The organism is Mesobacillus harenae (assembly GCF_013343715.1).
Taxonomy (GTDB): Bacteria; Bacillota; Bacilli; order Bacillales; family Cytobacillaceae; genus Mesobacillus_A; species Mesobacillus_A harenae.
In genome coordinates this window covers 306,650-326,919 of sequence record NZ_JABUNR010000003.1, presented here as the reverse complement: position 1 = coordinate 326,919, position 20,270 = coordinate 306,650, and the positions used below count along the sequence as shown (strand labels likewise).

Annotated in this window: 19 protein-coding genes and 1 pseudogene; 2 read left to right on the top strand and 18 right to left on the bottom strand. The window is 41.3% G+C overall.

The window, feature by feature from the left end:
• Positions 1 to 66: 66 nt before the first annotated feature.
• The 5 genes from HRJ06_RS05620 to rpsU form a co-directional block, all read right to left on the bottom strand.
• Positions 67 to 561: a hypothetical protein gene (locus HRJ06_RS05620; RefSeq protein WP_174730154.1), complete on the bottom strand. Its 495-nt coding sequence runs from the start codon at positions 559 to 561 to the stop codon at positions 67 to 69.
• Positions 562 to 603: 42 nt separating this feature from the next.
• Positions 604 to 1,599, bottom strand: a complete 996-nt coding sequence (floA, locus tag HRJ06_RS05615) for a flotillin-like protein FloA (RefSeq protein WP_174730151.1) — start codon at positions 1,597 to 1,599, stop codon at positions 604 to 606.
• A 21-nt stretch (positions 1,600 to 1,620) separates the two neighbouring features.
• Entirely contained in the window at positions 1,621 to 2,943 is a 1,323-nt protein-coding gene (locus HRJ06_RS05610; RefSeq protein WP_174730148.1) for an NfeD family protein, read from the bottom strand.
• A gap of 287 nt (positions 2,944 to 3,230) precedes the next feature.
• Complete coding sequence (locus HRJ06_RS05605; RefSeq protein WP_174730145.1) at positions 3,231 to 3,677, bottom strand: GatB/YqeY domain-containing protein; 447 nt, start codon at positions 3,675 to 3,677, stop codon at positions 3,231 to 3,233.
• Between the two features lie 16 nt (positions 3,678 to 3,693).
• Positions 3,694 to 3,867 carry a 30S ribosomal protein S21 gene (rpsU, locus tag HRJ06_RS05600; protein WP_019154564.1) on the bottom strand — a complete coding sequence of 58 codons (174 nt, stop codon included), beginning with the start codon at positions 3,865 to 3,867 and terminating at the stop codon, positions 3,694 to 3,696.
• Positions 3,868 to 4,177: 310 nt separating this feature from the next.
• Between rpsU and HRJ06_RS05595 the strand changes: the two genes are divergently transcribed.
• Positions 4,178 to 5,110 (top strand): Na/Pi symporter, encoded by a 933-nt coding sequence (locus tag HRJ06_RS05595; RefSeq protein ID WP_174730142.1) that lies wholly within the window; start codon positions 4,178 to 4,180, stop codon positions 5,108 to 5,110.
• A gap of 35 nt (positions 5,111 to 5,145) precedes the next feature.
• On the opposite strand, the gene deoC is transcribed toward HRJ06_RS05595, so the two are convergent.
• Positions 5,146 to 5,817 carry a deoxyribose-phosphate aldolase gene (gene deoC, locus HRJ06_RS05590; RefSeq protein WP_174730138.1) on the bottom strand — a complete coding sequence of 224 codons (672 nt, stop codon included), beginning with the start codon at positions 5,815 to 5,817 and terminating at the stop codon, positions 5,146 to 5,148.
• A gap of 230 nt (positions 5,818 to 6,047) precedes the next feature.
• Between deoC and HRJ06_RS05585 the strand changes: the two genes are divergently transcribed.
• A complete protein-coding gene (locus HRJ06_RS05585; RefSeq protein WP_174730136.1) occupies positions 6,048 to 6,269 on the top strand; it encodes a hypothetical protein in 222 nt (73 codons plus the stop codon).
• A gap of 80 nt (positions 6,270 to 6,349) precedes the next feature.
• Here HRJ06_RS05585 and HRJ06_RS23180 read toward each other — a convergent pair.
• The 12 genes and pseudogenes from HRJ06_RS23180 to spoIIP form a co-directional block, all read right to left on the bottom strand.
• Positions 6,350 to 6,559: pseudogene (locus HRJ06_RS23180) on the bottom strand (transposase); the annotation flags it as partial.
• Positions 6,560 to 6,924: 365 nt separating this feature from the next.
• Entirely contained in the window at positions 6,925 to 8,277 is a 1,353-nt protein-coding gene (mtaB, locus tag HRJ06_RS05580; protein WP_174730134.1) for a tRNA (N(6)-L-threonylcarbamoyladenosine(37)-C(2))-methylthiotransferase MtaB, read from the bottom strand.
• Positions 8,278 to 8,283: 6 nt separating this feature from the next.
• Complete coding sequence (locus HRJ06_RS05575) at positions 8,284 to 9,033, bottom strand: 16S rRNA (uracil(1498)-N(3))-methyltransferase (RefSeq protein WP_174730132.1); 750 nt, start codon at positions 9,031 to 9,033, stop codon at positions 8,284 to 8,286.
• A gap of 324 nt (positions 9,034 to 9,357) precedes the next feature.
• A complete protein-coding gene (prmA, locus tag HRJ06_RS05570) occupies positions 9,358 to 10,296 on the bottom strand; it encodes a 50S ribosomal protein L11 methyltransferase (RefSeq protein WP_174730130.1) in 939 nt (312 codons plus the stop codon).
• Positions 10,297 to 10,316: 20 nt separating this feature from the next.
• A complete protein-coding gene (dnaJ, locus tag HRJ06_RS05565) occupies positions 10,317 to 11,441 on the bottom strand; it encodes a molecular chaperone DnaJ (RefSeq protein ID WP_174730128.1) in 1,125 nt (374 codons plus the stop codon).
• A gap of 271 nt (positions 11,442 to 11,712) precedes the next feature.
• Positions 11,713 to 13,542 (bottom strand): molecular chaperone DnaK, encoded by a 1,830-nt coding sequence (gene dnaK, locus HRJ06_RS05560; protein ID WP_174730126.1) that lies wholly within the window; start codon positions 13,540 to 13,542, stop codon positions 11,713 to 11,715.
• 31 nt (positions 13,543 to 13,573) lie between these two features.
• Positions 13,574 to 14,170: a nucleotide exchange factor GrpE gene (grpE, locus tag HRJ06_RS05555; protein ID WP_422392712.1), complete on the bottom strand. Its 597-nt coding sequence runs from the start codon at positions 14,168 to 14,170 to the stop codon at positions 13,574 to 13,576.
• Between the two features lie 102 nt (positions 14,171 to 14,272).
• Positions 14,273 to 15,304, bottom strand: coding sequence for a heat-inducible transcriptional repressor HrcA (gene hrcA, locus HRJ06_RS05550; protein WP_174730124.1), 1,032 nt, complete (start codon positions 15,302 to 15,304; stop codon positions 14,273 to 14,275).
• A 78-nt stretch (positions 15,305 to 15,382) separates the two neighbouring features.
• The gene (gene hemW, locus HRJ06_RS05545; RefSeq protein WP_174730122.1) at positions 15,383 to 16,528 is read right to left on the bottom strand and encodes a radical SAM family heme chaperone HemW; all 1,146 of its coding nucleotides are present in this window, start codon (positions 16,526 to 16,528) and stop codon (positions 15,383 to 15,385) included.
• Between the two features lie 75 nt (positions 16,529 to 16,603).
• A complete protein-coding gene (gene lepA, locus HRJ06_RS05540; RefSeq protein ID WP_174730120.1) occupies positions 16,604 to 18,433 on the bottom strand; it encodes a translation elongation factor 4 in 1,830 nt (609 codons plus the stop codon).
• 220 nt (positions 18,434 to 18,653) lie between these two features.
• Positions 18,654 to 18,995, bottom strand: coding sequence for a YqxA family protein (locus tag HRJ06_RS05535; protein ID WP_174730118.1), 342 nt, complete (start codon positions 18,993 to 18,995; stop codon positions 18,654 to 18,656).
• Between the two features lie 28 nt (positions 18,996 to 19,023).
• Positions 19,024 to 20,226, bottom strand: a complete 1,203-nt coding sequence (gene spoIIP / locus HRJ06_RS05530) for a stage II sporulation protein P (protein ID WP_174730116.1) — start codon at positions 20,224 to 20,226, stop codon at positions 19,024 to 19,026.
• Positions 20,227 to 20,270 lie beyond the last annotated feature (44 nt).

Sequence of the window (20,270 nt, the reverse complement as noted above, 5' to 3'; positions counted from 1 at the left end):
GAACCCCCTTTCATCTCATACATATGAGATGAAAGAGGGTTCTAGCACAGTTTTTTATAGCTTGCATTACCTATGTCTCAAAGGAAAACGCGGTTTTTTGGCGCGAGGCGGACCTAGCACTTCTGACCAGATGATTCCATCAACCAACGTGGATTTATCTGGGTGAAGTACTGCATTCCGTCTCTCCCTTTGAAAAGTTTCCACCGACTCTTCTTTGGGCTGATTTCTTTTTTGGGAATTTTTAATTCTTTGAGCTTGAGAATTCAGCTGCTTTATACGTTCTTCAGCTTCTCTTCTCTTCTCTTCATATACATTCTGGATTTTCTCAGGAGTGTGCAGAGTCTCTTCTACAGGGTTTCGTTGCGGCCGGCTTGGTTCGGCCGGACTTACCTCTCTGTACTCTGTCCTGGCAGGCTGAGAAACGGGGCGAGCCGGCTGAGCCGGACGCGTTCCGCGTTTCTTTTGTTCCTCCTGATTTTCTCCCTTGATCCGTCCGAAAATCGTAGATATAATCCCTAGAATAATCATAATAATAATTGGATTATCGAATAAAGCTTCCATTTGAGGTCCCCTTCCTGTTAACCGCTCGGGTTTTCCTCTTTATTATTTTTTCTTGTTATCTTTCTTGTCATCGGTCATATTCCCGATTGAACCTCTCATATCAGTATCAGCAGATATATTTTGAATGTTCATGTAATCCATAACTCCAATATTTCCTTGGCGCAATGCTTCTGCCATCGCAAGGGGAACAGTCGCTTCCGCTTCAACCACTTTCGCTCTCATTTCCTCAACGCGGGCTTTCATTTCTTGTTCTTGGGCTACAGCCATCGCTCGGCGTTCTTCTGCTTTTGCCTGGGCAATATTCTTGTCAGCCTCGGCTTGTTCCGTTTGAAGTTCAGCACCGATATTTTTGCCGATATCAACGTCAGCAATATCAATCGAGAGAATTTCAAAGGCCGTTCCTGCATCTAAACCTTTGGATAACACTGTTTGAGAAATCATGTCAGGGTTTTCAAGAACTTTTTTATGATTACTAGAAGAACCGATTGTTGATACAATCCCTTCACCTACACGGGCAACAATCGTATCCTCACCTGCACCCCCGACTAACCGGTCAATATTAGCTCTTACGGTAATTCTTGCTTTTGCTTTAACTTCAATTCCATCCATTGCAACACCGGCAATAAATGGCGTCTCAATTACTTTAGGGTTAACACTCATTTGTACAGCTTCTAATACATCACGGCCGGCAAGGTCGATCGCTGCTGCTCTTTCAAATGTTAATTCGATATTAGCACGGTGAGCTGCAATTAGCGCATTAACAACTCTGTCGACATTACCACCTGCAAGATAATGGCTTTCAAGCTGGTTTGTCGTAACATTTAATCCCGCTTTATGTGCTTTAATCATTGGGTTAATGACTCTGCTCGGGATGACCCGGCGCAATCTCATTCCTACCAAAGTGAAAATACTAACCTTGACACCTGCAGCTAATGCTGCAATCCAGAGCATTACTGGTACAAATGTCAAAAGTACAGCTAATAAAATGAATCCAATCACTATTGCAACTAATACAAACGCGGTTCCTGGATCGATCATTATGCATCCTCCTGCTTATCTTTATTTATCTTCAGTTAACTCTCTAACAACTACTCTTGATCCTTCTGCCTTAACTACTCGGACTCTGGCGCTTTTCTGTATATAGGCACCCTCGCTTACTGCATCAATTCGTTCGTCCTCAATTACGATGGTTCCAGAGGGTCTTAGAGCCGTTAAAGTATATCCTTCAACACCTACGAGCTCAGTCCGGCTTTTGTTTGAGATATACCCACCCTCGGTGCTTGTGGAATCAGTTAAAATAATCTTCTTAAATAGTCTCATTTTTTTACCAAACACCTTTACCATTAAAATAGAGGCAATAACAGTAACGCTAAGTGCAATTAACAGTGAGATACCCATATGAAGTGCATTATCCGTTGCCAGAAATAAGCTTCCAATAACAGCCGCGATGCCAATTCCTCCAGCAATCCCGCCTGGCAGGAAGAATTCCAGAAGGATAAGTCCAATACCCACAACGAACAAGATAATTGTCTCATATCCTGCCAGACCAGCTACAAGATGCCCATAGAAAAACAGCAGCAAGGCTGACATCCCCATAAATCCTGGAATACCAAAGCCCGGTGAATAAAGCTCCAATACTAATCCTAAACTTCCAATTGTCAATAGAATTGGAACAACATATGGATTGGTAATAAATCTCGCAATCTTCTCGGCAAAGGTAGCCTCCAGATTCCTTACTTCTGCATTTTCTAGACCTAACTGCGCTAACAGCTGATCAAGATTTCGGACAGTTCCTTCAGAGTAGCCTACCTCTAAAGCCTGTTCGGCAGTCAGTGTAAGAAGCTCGCCTTTTCCTGCACCATATTCAGGCAAATTAACATTTTCATCCGCCATCGCGAGTGCATATTGAGGATCCCTTCCAGATTCGTTTGCAGCACTTCTCATAGCTGCGAACCAGTAGGATTCCGCCTTTTTCCCTGCAGTGTTGCCCTGTTGATCAATGATAGCAGCAGAGCCCATTGTTGCCCCGGGAACCATATAAATCTCGTCTGTGTTTAATGAGATATATGCACCTGCTGAAAGTGCCTGTTTATTGACAAACGAAACGGTTTTGAGCTCTGTAGTAGTCAACAGGCGACCAATTTCACCCGCGGCATCAACCGCACCTCCTGGTGTGTTCACTTCAAAGATGATCGTTGTAGCCCCTGCTTCTTCAGCCGTAGTCACAGCACGTTCTAAAAATGCATAAAGGCCTTTTTCAACTGTTTCTTCGATTGGAACGACGTACACAATTTCATCCTGAGCAAAAGTGTCCGTTGTGGCAAACAGGCTTAAGAATATTAATAAGATCAAAATTACAGAAATCACCCGATTAACCACCAAAAGTTCGTTCCCCCTTTCTTTTAAATAAATCAGCCTCCTTGTTTTACGTGAGAAAATTAAAAAGGTTTCATTTTTTTAAGCTATTTTGGCGGCATTTAATTTCTCTTTATGTACTGGCCGATTTATCAGAGAGCTTCTAATTGAAAGCGATTCCTTAATTGTATGGTACCATAGTTTTGATTCATTAGAAGGAAAACCCTCCATACTATTATGTATCTTTATTCCTAATCTATATTCCTTAAATATGACAAAAGGCCGTAAGTTAGCTTACGGCCCCGAAAACATTTTTATGAAAGGTGTTGTTGTACAAGTTTGTTTACTAGGGAGCCATCTGCTTTACCCTTTACTTTAGGCATAATGGCAGACATGACTCTTCCCATCTCAGCTTTAGACGTCGCTCCTGTTTCAGCAATCGTTTCTTGAACGATTTCTGAAATTTCCTCTTCATTTAACTGCTGAGGCATATAGAATTCGACGTAATTTAATTCATTGCGTAATTTCTCAACCAGATCTTCACGACCGGCTTTTTCAAATTCCTGGAGGGAATCTTTGCGTTGTTTAACTTCGCGAGAAAGTACTGTTAGCTCTTCCTCTTCAGACAACTCTTGCTTCCCGAGCTTTATAGCTTCGTTCTGCAATGATGCTTTAATCATCCGAATAGTCGTGAGCCTGTCTTTTTCTTTGTTCCTCATCGCTTGCTTTATATCATTATTTAAACGCTCGAGAAGACTCAATTGATTCCACCCTCTCTTACCACTTACGTTTTCTAGCAGCTTCGGACTTTTTCTTACGCTTTACACTAGGCTTTTCATAGAACTCGCGCTTTCTAGCTTCTTGAATAGTACCTGATTTAGATACAGTACGTTTAAAGCGTCGAAGAGCATCTTCAAGCGATTCGTTTTTGCGAACGACAGTTTTAGACATTCTCTTTCCCTCCCTCCGAGCACAACACCACTTACATCACCTCACATGGAATTCCATGTACTTTGCCATTATAATATAACCTTAATACAAGGTCAACTGTAATTAGCTGATGAAAGGAAGATTGATAAAACAATCTATTTTCATGCTGGTATAACTCATGCAATGCTGGAAGAATTTATTTTGAATGTCAGTAATTTTAACAAAAGACCTATATATTAAAATTTAATTTAACCCAGCGGAAATTAAATTTAAAACCAAGCATGTCCTCACGGCTATCCCCATAGAAATAGAAAAGAAGGGGTGGGGATTTATGCTTTCTTTGCTATATTTCATTTTATTCATTACTGTGTTTATATCTGGGATGGCCTTGCTTCGAAGCGGCTTGTATAACCTATCTGCTGACTCTTTTAAGCTTAGAGTTGCAGAATATGCTGACACCCCATTAAAAGGACTGCTGTCAGGCATTATTGTAACAGCACTCCTTCATAGCAGCTCGGCTGTTATGGTTATTACTATTGGTTTAATATCTGCCGGTATTTTAACTTTTTCTCAGTCGATTGGAATAATCCTTGGAGCAAATATAGGAACCACTTTTACTGTCGAGTTCATTACCTTTAACATTGATTTTTTAATTGTACCGCTAGCTGTTATTGGTTCTTTGATGATCTTGATCAGCCGTAAGAATACAAGATATGCAGGGACCATATTTCTAGGAATTGCAGCTGTATTTGCAGCTATGAGGGGATTTGCTTTTCTGGCTGGTCCGCTGACCGACTTGCCATTGGTACAAGCAGGACTATTAATGATGAATAGCAGTCATTTTTGGAGTGTACTGGCAGGAACAGCATTAACTGCTGTCATCCAGTCCAGTACAGCTTTGACGGGAATCGTCATGGGGTTTCTGGAAGGAGATATATTAACGCTGGAAGCAGGAATTGCTGCTATGCTTGGAGCTAACATAGGCACCTGTATTACAGCCTATTTAGCCTCTGTTGGGGCCGGAAGGGAGGCACGCTTGACCGCATTTGCCCATATATGGCTGAATGTACTTGGAGTGGCCGTCTTTTATCCATTTATACATGTTTTTGCTGTTATAGCACCGCTAACTGCAGCTGCGCCAGAAGTACAGCTCGCCCACGCCAGTGTAATTTTTAACGTTCTTTCTTCTCTGCTCGTTTTTCCATTTGCTACCCGTTTTGGATCAATGATTCTCTTTATTCATGGCAGGCATAAAAAAGACTAGTAAAAGCCAGGAGTATGACTCCTGGCTTTTACTGATTAATAATCAGATTCACTTGTCATACCATTCACAATTTGCACACCAGAGCTAGCCCCGATTCTCGTAGCTCCAGCTTCAACCATATTTCGAGTGTCTTCTGTACTCCTGACACCGCCTGATGCTTTAACACCTATGTCGGGACCGACCGTCTTTCTCATTAATTTAATATCTTCGATTGTAGCCCCGCCAGTGGAAAACCCTGTGGAAGTTTTAACAAAATCCGCTCCGGCCTTAACCGCCAGCTCACAAGCACGGACTTTTTCTTCATCAGTCAAAAGGCTTGTCTCAATAATGACCTTTGAAAGAGCTTTGCCTTTAGCAGCAGTTGTCACAGCACGGATATCCTGCTCCACAAGCACGTTGTTTCCATCCTTCAGAGCACCAATGTTAATGACCATGTCCACCTCTGTCGCACCGTTTTCAATTGCATTTGTGGTTTCAAAAGCTTTTGTTTCAGGTGTTGTGGCTCCTAAAGGGAAACCAATAACAGTGCAAACCTTTACGTCACTGCCTTGCAGCTGTTCGCTCGCATACTTTACCCATGTTGGGTTGACACACACGCTGGCAAATTTGTATTCTCTTGCTTCCTGGCAAAGAGTTTCCACTTGCGATTTTTTCGCATCAGCCTTTAGGAGTGTATGGTCAATCATTTCAGCAATGTTTATGTTCATATCTATGTACTCCTTTCAAAATAACAAGATGTACGTACCTCTATCATCATATCATTCAGATAAAAAAAAGACGAGCAATAATTCGTCAACACATGCTTATTTTATACAGTACTGGCAAAAAAATTCACACCAATAATCCCCTATACCTGTTAGATGAATTCCAATTCAGGGTATAAAATTAAAGAGTGTATCCCCCTTTTTGCTTAATACTAAAACGAAGGAGGAATTTGATGAATAAACAAGATAAAAACACTGTAGAAGCAAATAATAAAATAAATGCTACTTTGGAAGACAGTAACATACACGAACGGCAAGACAGCCATGATAACTCTGAAAAAGCGAATAAAAAGATTCAGCAAGAATTCTATGCGGATGAAAACGCCAATGAAAATGCCCCTACCTACATGTACAACAATACACCTGCTATTAAGATAATTAAAAATCAAGATTAAGAAAGCCAGTAGTGTATGCCGGCTCAATTTGTAGACAAAAACGGGTGCGGAATCTTCACATTCCGAACCCCTTTTTAATGGTTTGTTTCTACTTCCTCAATGGTTTGGCGCATGGAGCGAATGTCAAAGGTATGTGAATGAAGGTGAGTTTGATTAAACTAACAGGGTCTATGGGCGGCTTACTTCCGAATACACATCCTTCACCAAGTCATAAATGAAAGAGAAATCAAGTGCGCATTCCGTTTTACGGACTAAGAGTTCTTGAGGAACTAGTTGGTCATAGCAACCATCTCTAATTGGTCTCGTTGGATTGGATTGTTTTCAAAACATATTCATCACCTAAAACTTTTATAAATCTATTTAAAATAGACTTTGTAATAGTTCCACGCTAATTTTTAGAATCCCTGCTGAATTGGAGTGGAAGGCGCGTAGACTCCAGCGGGATCAGCTCGACAGATGAGACCCCGCAGACGCCAACGGCGGCGAGGAGGCTCAGCGCCAGCCCAGCGGAAAGCGAAGCGCCTAGAACGGAAATCACAGCCACATTCCACCCCCAACCAAAAAAAGACTGTAAACAAACACGATTTTCATCGAGTTTGTCTACAGTCTGAGCTGGCAGTGTGTGTCAGCTTTCGTCTTAAAAAACTCTATTAAGTTAAACCGCTGCTTCCTTAATAGGCAGCTCATCTCCAATTACACGGACAAATTGTCCTTCATTATATGGATAGCCGGCTTTCTTTACTTTTACTTTAACGATCTGGCCAATCATATCTTCTGTAGCAGGAAAAACAACCTTCAAATAGTTGTCTGTGTACCCGACATACATTCCTTGAACAGTATCGTTTTTATATTCTTCTTCAGGAATCACTTCAAGTACTTCATTTTCAAACTGTGATGCATATTGTTTTGCGAGCTGATCTGAAAGAGCAATAAGGCGGTGCACACGCTCATTCTTAACTTCTTCATTTACCTGGTCTTCCATGCGTGCAGCAGGCGTACCTGTACGCTTGGAATAAGGAAAAACATGGAGTTCAGAGAATTTATGCTCCTTGATAAAATCAAATGTTTCTTTAAATTCTTCTTCCGTTTCACCTGGGAAGCCTACAATGACATCAGATGTTACGGCAAGGCCTGGAAGTACCTCTTTCAGCCTGTCAAGCCTTTCTCCAAAGAATTCCATTGTGTATTTCCGGCGCATTCTCTTAAGGACACTATTAGAACCAGATTGAAGCGGGATATGGAGGTGGCGGACAATGATATTTGACTTGTCGATCACATCGATTACTTCATCTGTTATTTGGCTCGCTTCAATTGATGATATGCGAAGCCTCTTTAACCCTTTGACTTGAGCTTCGAGATCTGTTAATAGCATAGCAAGATTATAATCTTTCATATCTTCTCCGTACCCGCCAGTATGGATCCCTGTAAGGACGATCTCTTTATATCCAGCATCTACAAGCTGTTGGGCTTGGCGAATGACTTCTTTTGGATCTCGGGATCTCATTAATCCTCGTGCCCACGGAATAATACAGAAAGTGCAGAAATTATTGCAGCCTTCCTGAATTTTCAAAGATGCTCTAGTTCTATCTGTAAATGCTGGAACGTCCAGCTCTTCGTATACTCGGTTTTTCATTATATTACCTACACCGTTAATCGGCTGGCGTTCTTGCTTATATTGTTCAATATAGTCAAGCATTTTAACTCGATCCTGAGTACCGACAACAATATCCACGCCAGGAATAGCCATAATCTCGGCTGGTGATGTTTGGGCATAACATCCTGTTACGCATATAACTGCGTCTGGATTCATTCTGACTGCACGGCGGATAACCTGGCGGCTTTTTTTATCACCAGTATTTGTAACCGTGCAAGTATTGACAATATATACATCGGCCGTTGACTCAAAGTCAACCCGATCATAATTTTCTTCTTTAAATAACTGCCAAATGGCTTCAGTCTCATAATGGTTCACTTTGCAGCCAAGCGTATGAAACGCAACAGTAGGCATAATTTGTCACCTCATTAATTCAGTATGATAGGAAATAGCAGAAAGCGTGTAGAGTGGCGCAGTTTCGGTACGCAAAATTCTTGGACCCAGTCCGCAGCTTTTAAAATTCCGGGCAGTAAGAGCGGCAATTTCTTTGTCAGAAAGTCCCCCTTCTGGTCCAAATACAACAAATAGAGAATCGCCTGCCTTAAGTTCATTAAGGGTCTGGAACAGCATAGAAGCTTCACCGGCTTTTGCCTCTTCCTCGTAGGCAATCAGCTTAAAATCATAGCTCTCTGCTAGCCTTGTAAGTGTTTCTAGTTTAACTGGTGAATGGACAGCTGGAAGGATACTGCGATGAGATTGCTCGGCAGCTTCCTTAGCGATCTTCTGCCATCTCTCAACTTTTTTAAGTGCTTTTTTTTCATCCCATTTTACAATAGAGCGAGATGCAATAAAAGGGATAAATTCAAACGCGCCAAGTTCGGTTCCCTTCTGGATAATCAGCTCCAGTTTATCCCCTTTAGGCAGTCCGCTCGCGATTGTTACCCTGACAGGCAGTTCATTTGTTGCCTCAATCCATTCTACAACATTTACCATTACTTTTTCATCGGTAATTTCTTCAATAACACAGACAGCACTTTTTCCGTTTTGGTCTGAGCAAATAACCTGACTGCCCTTGCCCATTCTCATTACCCTGGAAATATGGTGACAGTCGTCCCCGACTATCGCTGCCATATCATTATTTAAAGATCCGTCGATAAAATAGCGCTGCATAACCAGCACCCTCTCTCCATAATCTATAAACTCGATTGTACTAAACTGACGGCCCAATTGAAAGGCAGTCTGACAGCTCTACCTTAGTTTAAGGATATAAACACAGAAAAAAAGGGGATCATGTTCCCCTTTTCCTCTTATTTTTTGGTCAAGTTAAACGGTTATTGATTTTCACTACAGGGGGGAGTACTCGCTTTCGTGACCTGGCTCCGACCATCAGCTCTCTTGCCACGCTTTCCCCCTGACATGAGTTTGCATTTTTGAAGAGGCTCACACCCCTACTCAACAATTCATAGTAAAATCAATATTTTTCTTTAACAGAACCTATTTTTTAGTAGCGATTATCGCGACCCAATCCTCCATGGCCAATGTCTCAGTGATATCAAAACCAGCAGCAATCATGCTATCAATCACTTCCTGCTTCTTAGGCTGAATAATCCCAGAAGCGATAAAAGTTCCACCACTTCTCAAGTTAGCACTTGCAGCATCCACAAAGCGGACAATTACTTCTGCTAATATGTTTGCTACGATGATATCTGCTTTAATATCAATTTCATTTAAGAGATTATTCTGTCTAACTGATACAACCTCATTTGTTTTATTTAGCTTTATGTTAATTTTAGCAACATTAACCGCCACTTCATCCAGATCGAGGGCCTGCACTTCGGCAGCTCCAAGCTTTGCTGCTGCAATACTTAATACTCCTGAGCCCGTGCCCACATCCAGAACCTGATCTCCAGGCTTCACTATCCGCTCCAGTGCCTGTATGCACATTACCGTTGTTGGATGTGTGCCAGTGCCAAATGCCATGCCAGGGTCAAGTTCAATGATCAGCTCATCACTATTAACTGGGGTATAATCTTCCCATGTCGGCACAATCGTAAACTTTTCTGATATTTTAACTGGGTTATAATACTTTTTCCAGGCAGTAGCCCATTCTTCTTCATTAACTTCACTAATTGATACCCTGTTTTTTCCGATATCAATGTTATAGCGGATTAAATTACTAATGGCTTCCTTAATTCCATCCACTGTCTCGCCGAGAAAACTGTTAACTGGAAGATAAGCTTTTACGATCACGCCCTCGTCCGGGTAATCAGCAGGATTAAGCTGGTAAATTTCACCGAATTGGTCTTCTCTTTCCTTAATCAGTTCAAACGGATCCTCGATTACTACACCACTGGCTCCCGCCTCATGTAAAATATTAGAAACCGGCTCAACCGCTTCATTTGTAGTCAAGATACTGATTTCAGACCATTTCACCTTCTACCAACTCCATTCCGTTATTCACCCTTAAAGGCTCTTTTTACTTTCGAGAAAAAGCCGTCTTCCTGCTCTCCGTGAGGGACTTGCCCACTGACTTCAGCATAATCACGAAGTAATTGCTTTTGTTTTTCTGTGAGCTTTGTCGGTGTTACAATTCGAATAATAATATGCTGATCTCCGATACCATAGCCCCTTACATTCGGAACTCCCTTGCCCTTCAGGCGAAACTTGGTCCCTGTTTGAGTCCCAGCAGGGATTTTAAGCTTTACACGCCCATGAAGTGTCGGAACCTCAACCTCGTCTCCAAGTGCAGCCTGAACAAATGTTAACGGCATTTCGCAATAAATGTCGTCCCCATCCCGTTCAAAAAATTCATGTTCTCTTATGTGGAAAACAATATAAAGATCACCTGACGGGCCGCCATTAATCCCTGGTTCACCCTGGCCTGACACGCGAAGCTGCTGTCCATCGTCTACACCAGCAGGGATTTTCACATGGATTTTGCGGCGTTTTTTTACTGTACCTGTTCCAGAACAGGTTGAACATTTATGTTTGATTTCTTTCCCGGTACCATTGCAATAATGGCAAACACGACGGTTAACAATCCTGCCAAAAGGTGTGTTTTGCTCAATATTAAGCTGTCCTGACCCATGACAATGTTTACAAGTCTCTGCCTTAGTGCCAGGCTTTGCTCCTGAACCATCACAGGTATCACATTGTTCTTCCTTAGGGATTTCAATGTCAGTCTCTTTGCCAAAAACGGCCTCATCGAAGCCTAAAGTCATAGTGTACTGCAAGTCGGCACCCTGCCTAGGTGCATTAGGATCACGGCGTCTCTGGCCACCGCCTCCAAAGAAGCTATTGAAGATATCTTCAAACCCGCCAAAACCATTGAAATCTGATCCTCCCCCAAAACCTTGGTTCGGATCTGTATGTCCAAATTGATCGTAATGAGAACGTTTTTGGTCATCACTTAAGACCTCATAAGCTTCTTTTACTTCCTTAAATTGTTCGTCTGCTCCAGACTCTTTATTTATATCTGGATGATATTTTTTAGAAAGCTTACGATAAGCCTTTTTTATTTCTTCCTTAGAAGCTCCTTTGCTAACCCCCAGAACTTCATAGTAATCCCGTTTACTCATGATTACCACTCCCGTATCTTTTCACATAAAGATTATTTTATCATTCAAACTCATCAATGTGCAATTAAAAGTGCAAAGGGCCTGTTACCAACGACAGGCACTTTACACTTTAATACACCAAAGGAGCCAATCTCTAATATGACTATTTTTTTGCCTGTTTAATGGAATTCCATACTTATTGACTCGCACTGGTAAAGAAAAAGCCAAAGCCAAGATGACCTGACTTTGACTTAAAAGAAACCAGAACAAATTTTACAGAAGGCTTTAGATCTTATTTATCATCCTTGACTTCTTCATATTCAGCATCAACAACGTTATCGTCTGTTGAACTTTGTGGTCCTTGTTCACCTTGCTGAGCTTGTGCCTGTTTAGCTGCTTCTTCATAAAGCTTAGCAGACAGATTCTGAACAATTTCCTGTAACGCATCCTTTTTCGTACGAATTTCATCAAGATCGTTTTTCTCGATTGCAGACTTCAACTCTTCTTTTGCTTCATTGGCTTTGGTCACGTCTGCTTCGTCTACCTTGCCTTCAAGGTCTTTCAATGTTTTTTCAGTGGTAAATACTAACTGATCAGCTTCATTACGCAGTTCAACTTCTTCTTTACGCTGTTTGTCTGCCTCAGCATTTTCTTCTGCTTCTCTTACCATTTTATCAATTTCTTCATCGGACAGGCCTGTTGAAGATTTGATTGTAATCGCCTGTTCTTTATTCGTTCCCAAATCTTTGGCTCTTACATTAACGATACCGTTCTTATCGATATCAAAAGTAACCTCGATTTGAGGAACTCCGCGTGGTGCAGGCGGGATATCACTTAACTGGAAGCGGCCGAGTGTCTTATTGTCTGCAGCCATTGGACGCTCTCCCTGAAGCACATGTATATCGACTGCTGTTTGGTTGTCAGCAGCTGTTGAGAAAGTTTGTGACTTAGATGTTGGAATAGTCGTATTGCGGTCAATCAATTTCGTAAATACAGAGCCCATCGTTTCAATTCCAAGTGAAAGTGGCGTCACGTCTAATAGGACAACATCCTTAACATCACCGGAAATTACGCCGCCCTGGATAGCAGCTCCCATTGCAACAACTTCGTCAGGGTTAACACCTCTATGAGGTTCTTTGCCTGTCTCTTTTTTAATAGCTTCCTGAACGGCTGGAATTCGAGTAGATCCACCGACAAGAATAACCTTGTCAATTTCTGCAGGATTTAGGCCTGCATCTTTTAGCGCCTGCCGTGTTGGACCCATTGTGCGCTCAACTAAATCTGCAGACAGTTCTTCAAACTTTGCTCTAGTTAAGTTTAGTTCAAGGTGAAGAGGTCCTGCTTCTCCAGCTGTAATGAAAGGAAGAGAGATCTGAGTGGAAGAAACACCTGAAAGATCTTTTTTAGCTTTTTCCGCAGCATCCTTTAAACGCTGAAGAGCCATCTTGTCCTTTGAAAGGTCAATTCCATTTTCTTTTTTAAATTGCTCAACAAGATAATCGATTATAACTTGATCAAAATCATCTCCGCCAAGACGGTTGTCTCCAGCCGTTGATTTAACCTCAAATACCCCGTCGCCTAATTCTAGAATGGAAACATCAAAGGTACCGCCGCCTAAGTCATAAACAAGGATTGTTTGATCTTCCTCCATTTTATCTAATCCATACGCTAGCGCTGCCGCAGTAGGTTCATTAATAATCCGCTCTACTTCAAGACCTGCGATTTTACCCGCATCTTTTGTTGCTTGGCGTTCTGCGTCATTGAAATAAGCAGGAACCGTGACAACTGCCTTCGTTACCTTTTCTCCTAGGTAATCTTCTGCATACGCTTTTAAGTGCTGAAGAATGATCGCTGAAATTTCCTGAGGTGTATAAGTTTTACCATCCACCTCTGTTTGATGATCTGTCCCCATATGGCGCTTGATGGAAATAATTGTATTCGGGTTTGTGATTGACTGGCGCTTTGCCACTTCACCAACCTGGCGCTCTCCGTTTTTAAATGCGACAACAGATGGAGTTGTTCTGTTTCCTTCCGGATTAGGAATTACCTTTGGTTCGCCGCCTTCAAGAACAGCTACGCATGAATTGGTGGTTCCTAAATCGATCCCAATTATTTTGCTCATGTTCATTTGCCTCCTAATTCAATATGTAATATTATTGGCTGACCTTAACCATTGCTGGCCTAATGATACGATCTTTAAGCTTGTAGCCTTTTTGAAATTCCTCGACAACTGTATTAGGTTCGAAGTTTTCATCTTCAACCTGCATCACAGCTTGGTGCACATGTGGATCGAACTCTTTGCCAGCTGACTCAATTGGCTCGGCACCTTCCGTTTTCAAGGCAGCAATCAGGCCATTGTAAACCATCTCCATACCTTTTAGAATGGACTTGGCTTGTTCGTTATCGGCATCCATTTTCAATGCTCTCTCAAAATTATCAATAACAGGTAATAGATCACTAATCAGGTTTTGAGCTCTATATTTGGAACTAGCCTCAAGATCAAGTCTTGAACGGCGGCGTAAGTTTTCCATATCAGCCTGAAGACGGAAATACCGGTTTTCAGTTTCTTCCAGTTTCATTTCTAATTCCGTGATTCTGTGTTCTGCAGGATTATCGGCTGCTTGTTCCACCGTATTTTCATCCTCTAAAGCAGCGTCCCCAGTCTCTGCAAAAGTCTCCTCGGAAGCTCCCTCTGATGCTGGGTTTTCGGTTTGCATTTCTTCGTAACCTTCTTTTCTTTCTTCTGACAATTTACTCACCTCCCTTAAAGGATAAACGTTCTTAAGTATCTAATTTAAACACATCATAAGGGATGGAACCTAGCGTTCCACCCTTACTCAATATTTCCAGTGCTACTTATTTTGATACAAATCTGTAAGTACCCTTGATAAATCCGTGCTAATTAGCTGTAGCAGGCTGATAACACGAGAATATTCCATCCTTGTCGGCCCAAGTATAGCGACTGTACCAAGCTGTTCAGTCCCAATAGAATAAGTAGCTGTGATTAAACTGCAGTCTTCCATGGCTGAATTTTCATTTTCCCTGCCAATTTTGATGCTGATCCCGGACTTTTTCTCACGGATCAGCTTATACAGACTGTCTTCATGTTCAATCATATTCATCAGGCCTCGGAGTTTATTGATGTCACTAAAATCAGGCTGGCTAAGCATATTCGTTTTGCCACCAAAAAACAGCTTCTCATGACCTGGCATTTTTAGTGTATCAGCAATGGCGTGAAGCATTAAATCATAATTACTGATATGCAAGCGCAGTAGAACTGCCACCTCTTTATAAATTTTATTAGTGAGATCAACGAGAGGAACTCCGGCCAAACGGTCATTCAGAATGTTTGCCAGCTTTTCCATTTCACCTGAATCCAAGCTAGCAGGGAACTGAAATATTTTGTTTTCAACATGTCCGGTGTCAGTCACAATAATCGCAATTGCTGTTTCTTTATTTAATGGCACAATCTGAATCTTTTTCAGTTTGTTATCCTTTACTGCTGGACCAAGTACAATTGATGTGTAATTGGTTAACTCTGATAGGATTTTCGCAGACCGTTGGACTATTTTTTCAAGTTCATAAATCCTTTCGGCAAAAACTGACTTAACTTTGTGAACATCAGAATGTCCGAGCTGTTCAGGAAGCAGCAAATGGTCCACGTAGTACCTATACCCCTTTTCAGACGGAATCCGTCCTGATGAGGTGTGAGTTTTTTCTATAAATCCAAGTTCTTCAAGGTCTGCCATTTCGTTTCGAATGGTGGCTGGACTAAAAGATATCTCTTCTTTTTTCGACAAGCTCCTCGAGCCGACTGGTTGAGCAGATCGAATAAAGTCATCAACAATTACCTGAAGAATCAACAATTGACGATCTGTTAGCACCGATTATCACCTCTGTTAGCACTCTTATATTACGAGTGCTAATTCTACTAATAAATTATCAAATGAAGGGGGCAGATGTCAACGATTTGCTACGCCAATAAAAGACTGGAACACTTCGTTCCCTAAAAATTTACCTTTTTTCGTAAGGAAAATAGAATCATTCTTAACCTCAAGGAGTCCTCGTTCTTGAAATTCACTTAGCTCCGGAGCAAAATAGTCCAGCGGGCTTTGTGAAAATTTTTCGGTGAAATGCTGAATAGACACACCTTTTGTCTTCCTTAAACCAAGGAACATCTCTTCCTCAATCATTTCTTCCCTCGTAACAGTATGGGATTCCATAATGGGACGCCTCTGTGATTCAAGCGGCTCCATGTATTTTTTTAATGGTCCAAAATTAGACTCTCGCCTGCCATTAATATAACCATGCGCCCCCGCACCAAATCCAAAATATTCCTCGTTATCCCAATAAGTTAGATTATGCTTGCTTTCATAGCCTGGTAAAGAAAAGTTGCTGATTTCATACTGGCTGAATCCGTGGGCTTCCATCTCATTAATGAGCAGTTCGTACATTTCCGTTTCTATTTCTTCACCAGGAAGAGGCAGCTTGCCTTTTTTCATTAAATTATAGAAGACGGTCTTCGGTTCAATAATAAGTGAATAACCGGAATAATGGGTGACATCAAGTGTAAAAGCTGTATCCAATGAAGCTTTAAAATCACTCACTGTTTGTCCTGGCAAACTGTATATTAAATCAATGCTTATGTTTTCAAAACCGACTTTTTTAGCCGCTTCGATAGAAGTAAAAACATCTGCACGCCTGTGGGATCTGCCGATTTTTTTTAAAAGCTCATCATTAAAAGTCTGGACTCCAAAGCTAAGTCGGTTAACACCTGCGTCTTTTAAAACCTTTAATTTTTCAACCGATAAATCTCCTGGGTTGGCTTCAAATGTATATTCTGCCTTTTCGTCAAAAGAAAGTCTGTCCCTCACACTTGTACAGAGCTTTTCTAGCTGCCGCTCATTCAGTGCTGTCGGCGTTCCGCCCCCAACAAATATAGTCTGCAGTTTGGATACCGGCGCTTCTTTAAGAGTCAATTCCATCTCTTTATCTAAATATGTCAAATAATCGTCCACAGGCTGACCTTTAAGAAAAACTTTATTAAAATCACAATAGTGGCAAATATGCTCACAGAAAGGAATGTGGATATAAGCTGCTTTAATCATTTTTTCACTTCCAAGCTTAAAAATTAAAAAGGTTAGAGCTGCTTGTTGCAGTAAGCATCTCTAACCTAACATACCTTATTTTTTCTGATCATCCATCTTTAATACAGCCATAAACGCCTCTTGTGGAACCTCTACAGAACCAACTTGCTTCATTCGTTTCTTACCTTCTTTTTGTTTCTCTAAAAGTTTCCGCTTACGTGAAATGTCACCGCCGTAACACTTGGCAAGAACATTCTTCCCCATTGACTTAATGGTGGAGCGGGCCACGATTTTTTGCCCGATGGCAGCCTGAACAGGCACTTCAAACTGCTGGCGCGGAATTAGTTCTTTAAGCTTTTCTACAATGATTTTACCACGGTCATAAGCAAAATCATTATGGACTATAAAGCTGAGAGCATCGACCTTTTCTGCATTTAACAGGATGTCCATTTTCACCAGCTTTGAAGGCTTATAGCCAATTAATTCATAGTCAAAGGAAGCATAGCCTTTCGTACTAGACTTTAACTGGTCAAAAAAGTCATAAACAATCTCAGATAAAGGGATTTCATAAACAATATTGACTCTCGTTTCATCCATGTATTGCATATCAATAAAGATTCCCCGCTTATCCTGGCAAAGCTCCATAATGGCTCCTACATAATCATTAGGAGCCATCATGGTTGCTTTAACATACGGTTCCTCAATCCGGTCAATTTTTTGTGGATCAGGCATATGGTTCGGGTTATCGACTTTCAAGTCAGATCCATCAGTCATGACAACATGATAAATAACACTTGGCGCAGTTGTAATCAAATCAATTTTGAATTCCCGCTCAATTCGTTCCTGGATGATCTCCATATGGAGAAGTCCCAGAAATCCGCAGCGGAAGCCAAATCCCAGAGCCTGCGAGGTTTCCGGTTCAAATTGAAGCGCTGCATCATTCAATTCTAGCTTTTCAAGTGCATCACGCAAGTCATTAAATTTGGCGGAGTCAATTGGATAAAGGCCGCAATAAACCATTGGATTTAAGCGACGGTAACCCGGTAATCCTTCAGTCGCTCCTTTTTTCGCATTCGTAATTGTATCCCCAACACGCGTATCGGCAACATTTTTTATAGCTGCTGTTAAAAAGCCAACATCCCCTACAGATAACTCATCACGGGCCACTGCCTTTGGTGTAAATACCCCAAGTTCTGTTACCTCAAATTCTTTACCTGTTGCCATCATTTTAACCTTGTCGCCAACTTTAACGGTTCCATCGACAACGCGTATATAAGCAATTACCCCTCGGTAAGCATCATACAAGGAGTCAAAAATCAAAGCCTTTAAAGGAGCATCAGGGTCTCCCTGAGGCGCTGGGACTTTTTCAACGATTTGTTCGAGGATTTCTTCAATCCCAATTCCGGCTTTTGCGGAAGCAAGGACTGCATCAGAAGCGTCAAGCCCAATCACTTCTTCTATCTCTTTGCGTACCCGTTCAGGGTCTGCACTTGGAAGGTCAATTTTATTGATTACAGGTACAATTTCCAGTTCATTGTCAATTGCAAGATATACGTTTGCGAGGGTTTGGGCTTCAATTCCCTGTGCTGCATCTACCACAAGTACAGCTCCCTCACAGGCGGCAAGGCTCCGGGAAACCTCATATGTAAAATCGACATGACCTGGAGTATCAATTAAATGAAAAGTATAAATCTCGCCATCTTTTGCTTTATATTTCAATTGAACTGAATTTAGCTTGATGGTGATGCCCCGCTCTCTTTCAAGGTCCATTGAATCAAGCAGCTGTGCCTTCATCTCCCTAGATGTCAAAGCATTGGTTTTCTCTAATATTCGGTCTGCAAGTGTTGATTTCCCATGGTCAATATGGGCAATAATCGAGAAATTACGTATTTTTGTTTGCTGTTTAAGCCGTTCTTCTCTATTCATGAAGTTCACTCCTACTATTCTCGCACATCTAACTAATTCTAGATTATATCAGCAGGGTACACAAGATTCAATTAAAACCGGATGTTGTAAAACTGGTAAATCCATTGAATAAGGCTGATAAATTCTAAAAGGGCCGTAAACAAGGCCCTCTTACTGATAGGCGTTACAGGATAAGTTTCATAACTATTCATGGGGGAGATACAGCACTCACCGTTAAGAGTTAACCTCCTGCGTTACTTGTTATAAAACGAATAACCGTATTAGCTGCACTCGACAGTCCATCTGCTAGCTTCCTTCCAATTGATGAAAAAAAATTATAAGCTTTAAGCTCTTCTAATTGTTCCTTTTTTTTCTCAAGATCATGGCTAGTAATTTTATTTCCAAGAACAGATGTCTCAAGTTCTCCGCTTTCATCCTCACTTAAATTAAACGCACTTTTGAAGTTAGGATCTTCATAGCCTTTCATTTTATGAATCCCGCTATTAGCCTGTTCCATTCCAAACAGTACAGCTAAAAACATCAGTGCTGCAATCAGAACACTTTTTAACATAAACATTTTCATATGGATCACCCGGCATTCTGGTTATTTCTTATTCCGGCTGGCTCTCAACGGAAGCGTCTACTTTTTCTGCCTGCCAGTAAAATTCGCTAAAAACATCCGCTAAGGCTTCTGCAGATCTGTTTAGTTCTTCAAATGTGTTATCTACACCGCCAAATTCAAGCAACATCGCATTTCCCGATAAATCCTGATTGAATTTCCCGTTCGTCATCTCTCCCTTTTTTTCAATAATTCCACGGCTTAAGCCCTTATATTTTGTTTCAAGAAGGTTGTGAAGCTCACGCGCAAGCTTAAGGTTCTTTTCGTAGTTCTCATGCTCAGCTCCAATAACAAAAGCTAGTTTGGCATATGATTTTCCGTTAATCACCATCGTCGTTTTATCCTTACGGTGACCATCTCTGTGAATATCAATAAAATATTGAAGATCACGATCACCCGCCATAGCCGTTTGAACCAAAGGCCTGGACTCCTGATATGCTTTTCCGAAGCTAAAGCCCTTATTGTTTAAGTTTTCCATCACATCGGTCTTATCGACAGTTGTGCCAATTCCGTTTGATTCAAGACTCTCTTTTAATTTATCGCCAATTTTGGTGACATTTATTTTTGAATGATAGGCCTTGTTTGGATCAGTAACGCCCTTTAAATACGGAAGATAACTTTCGCGGGTATGGGAAAAATAAACGTACACGACTTTCCTTCCACCCGTTGTCATAGGGGCTGAATTAATTTCAGTATTATCATTTTTGGGATTTTCAATATCTGCCGTATTTTGAAGAGCTGCTTCTTGTTCTGCCTTCAGTACGTCAAGAGGAGGGGCTGATTCCATTGGCATGTTCGTGTAGTTAGTACCTTCTCCTGCAACTAGTATTTTCCCATCAAACAGAGAAAAACCGGGCAGTTCGCGTCCTAATAAACTTCGCGGATCATCGAGATGAATATTGGTAGAAAGGTTGAACATTTTACTAGTCAGCATGGGTGATTTCTTTCCTTCAGGAAGAACTTGCAATAAACTATGATTTTCCCAGCCCATTAGCTGGTAAAGGAGTTCACCAGAAATATTTGTAGCTGCACTGTTAACAGAAGCTGACGATAGACGATATTCAGGCTTTAAAGATGTTAATACTCCGCTTATTGAAAAGATAGTGATCAACAAAAGCAGAAACCCTGCCAAGACTTTTATAATGCTTGTCCCTTGCACAGCAATGATGATTTCTGGTCCTCTTAAAAATTTCATCTATTTCTACCTCTCTTCATAAGTCTAGTAAATCATATGACTTT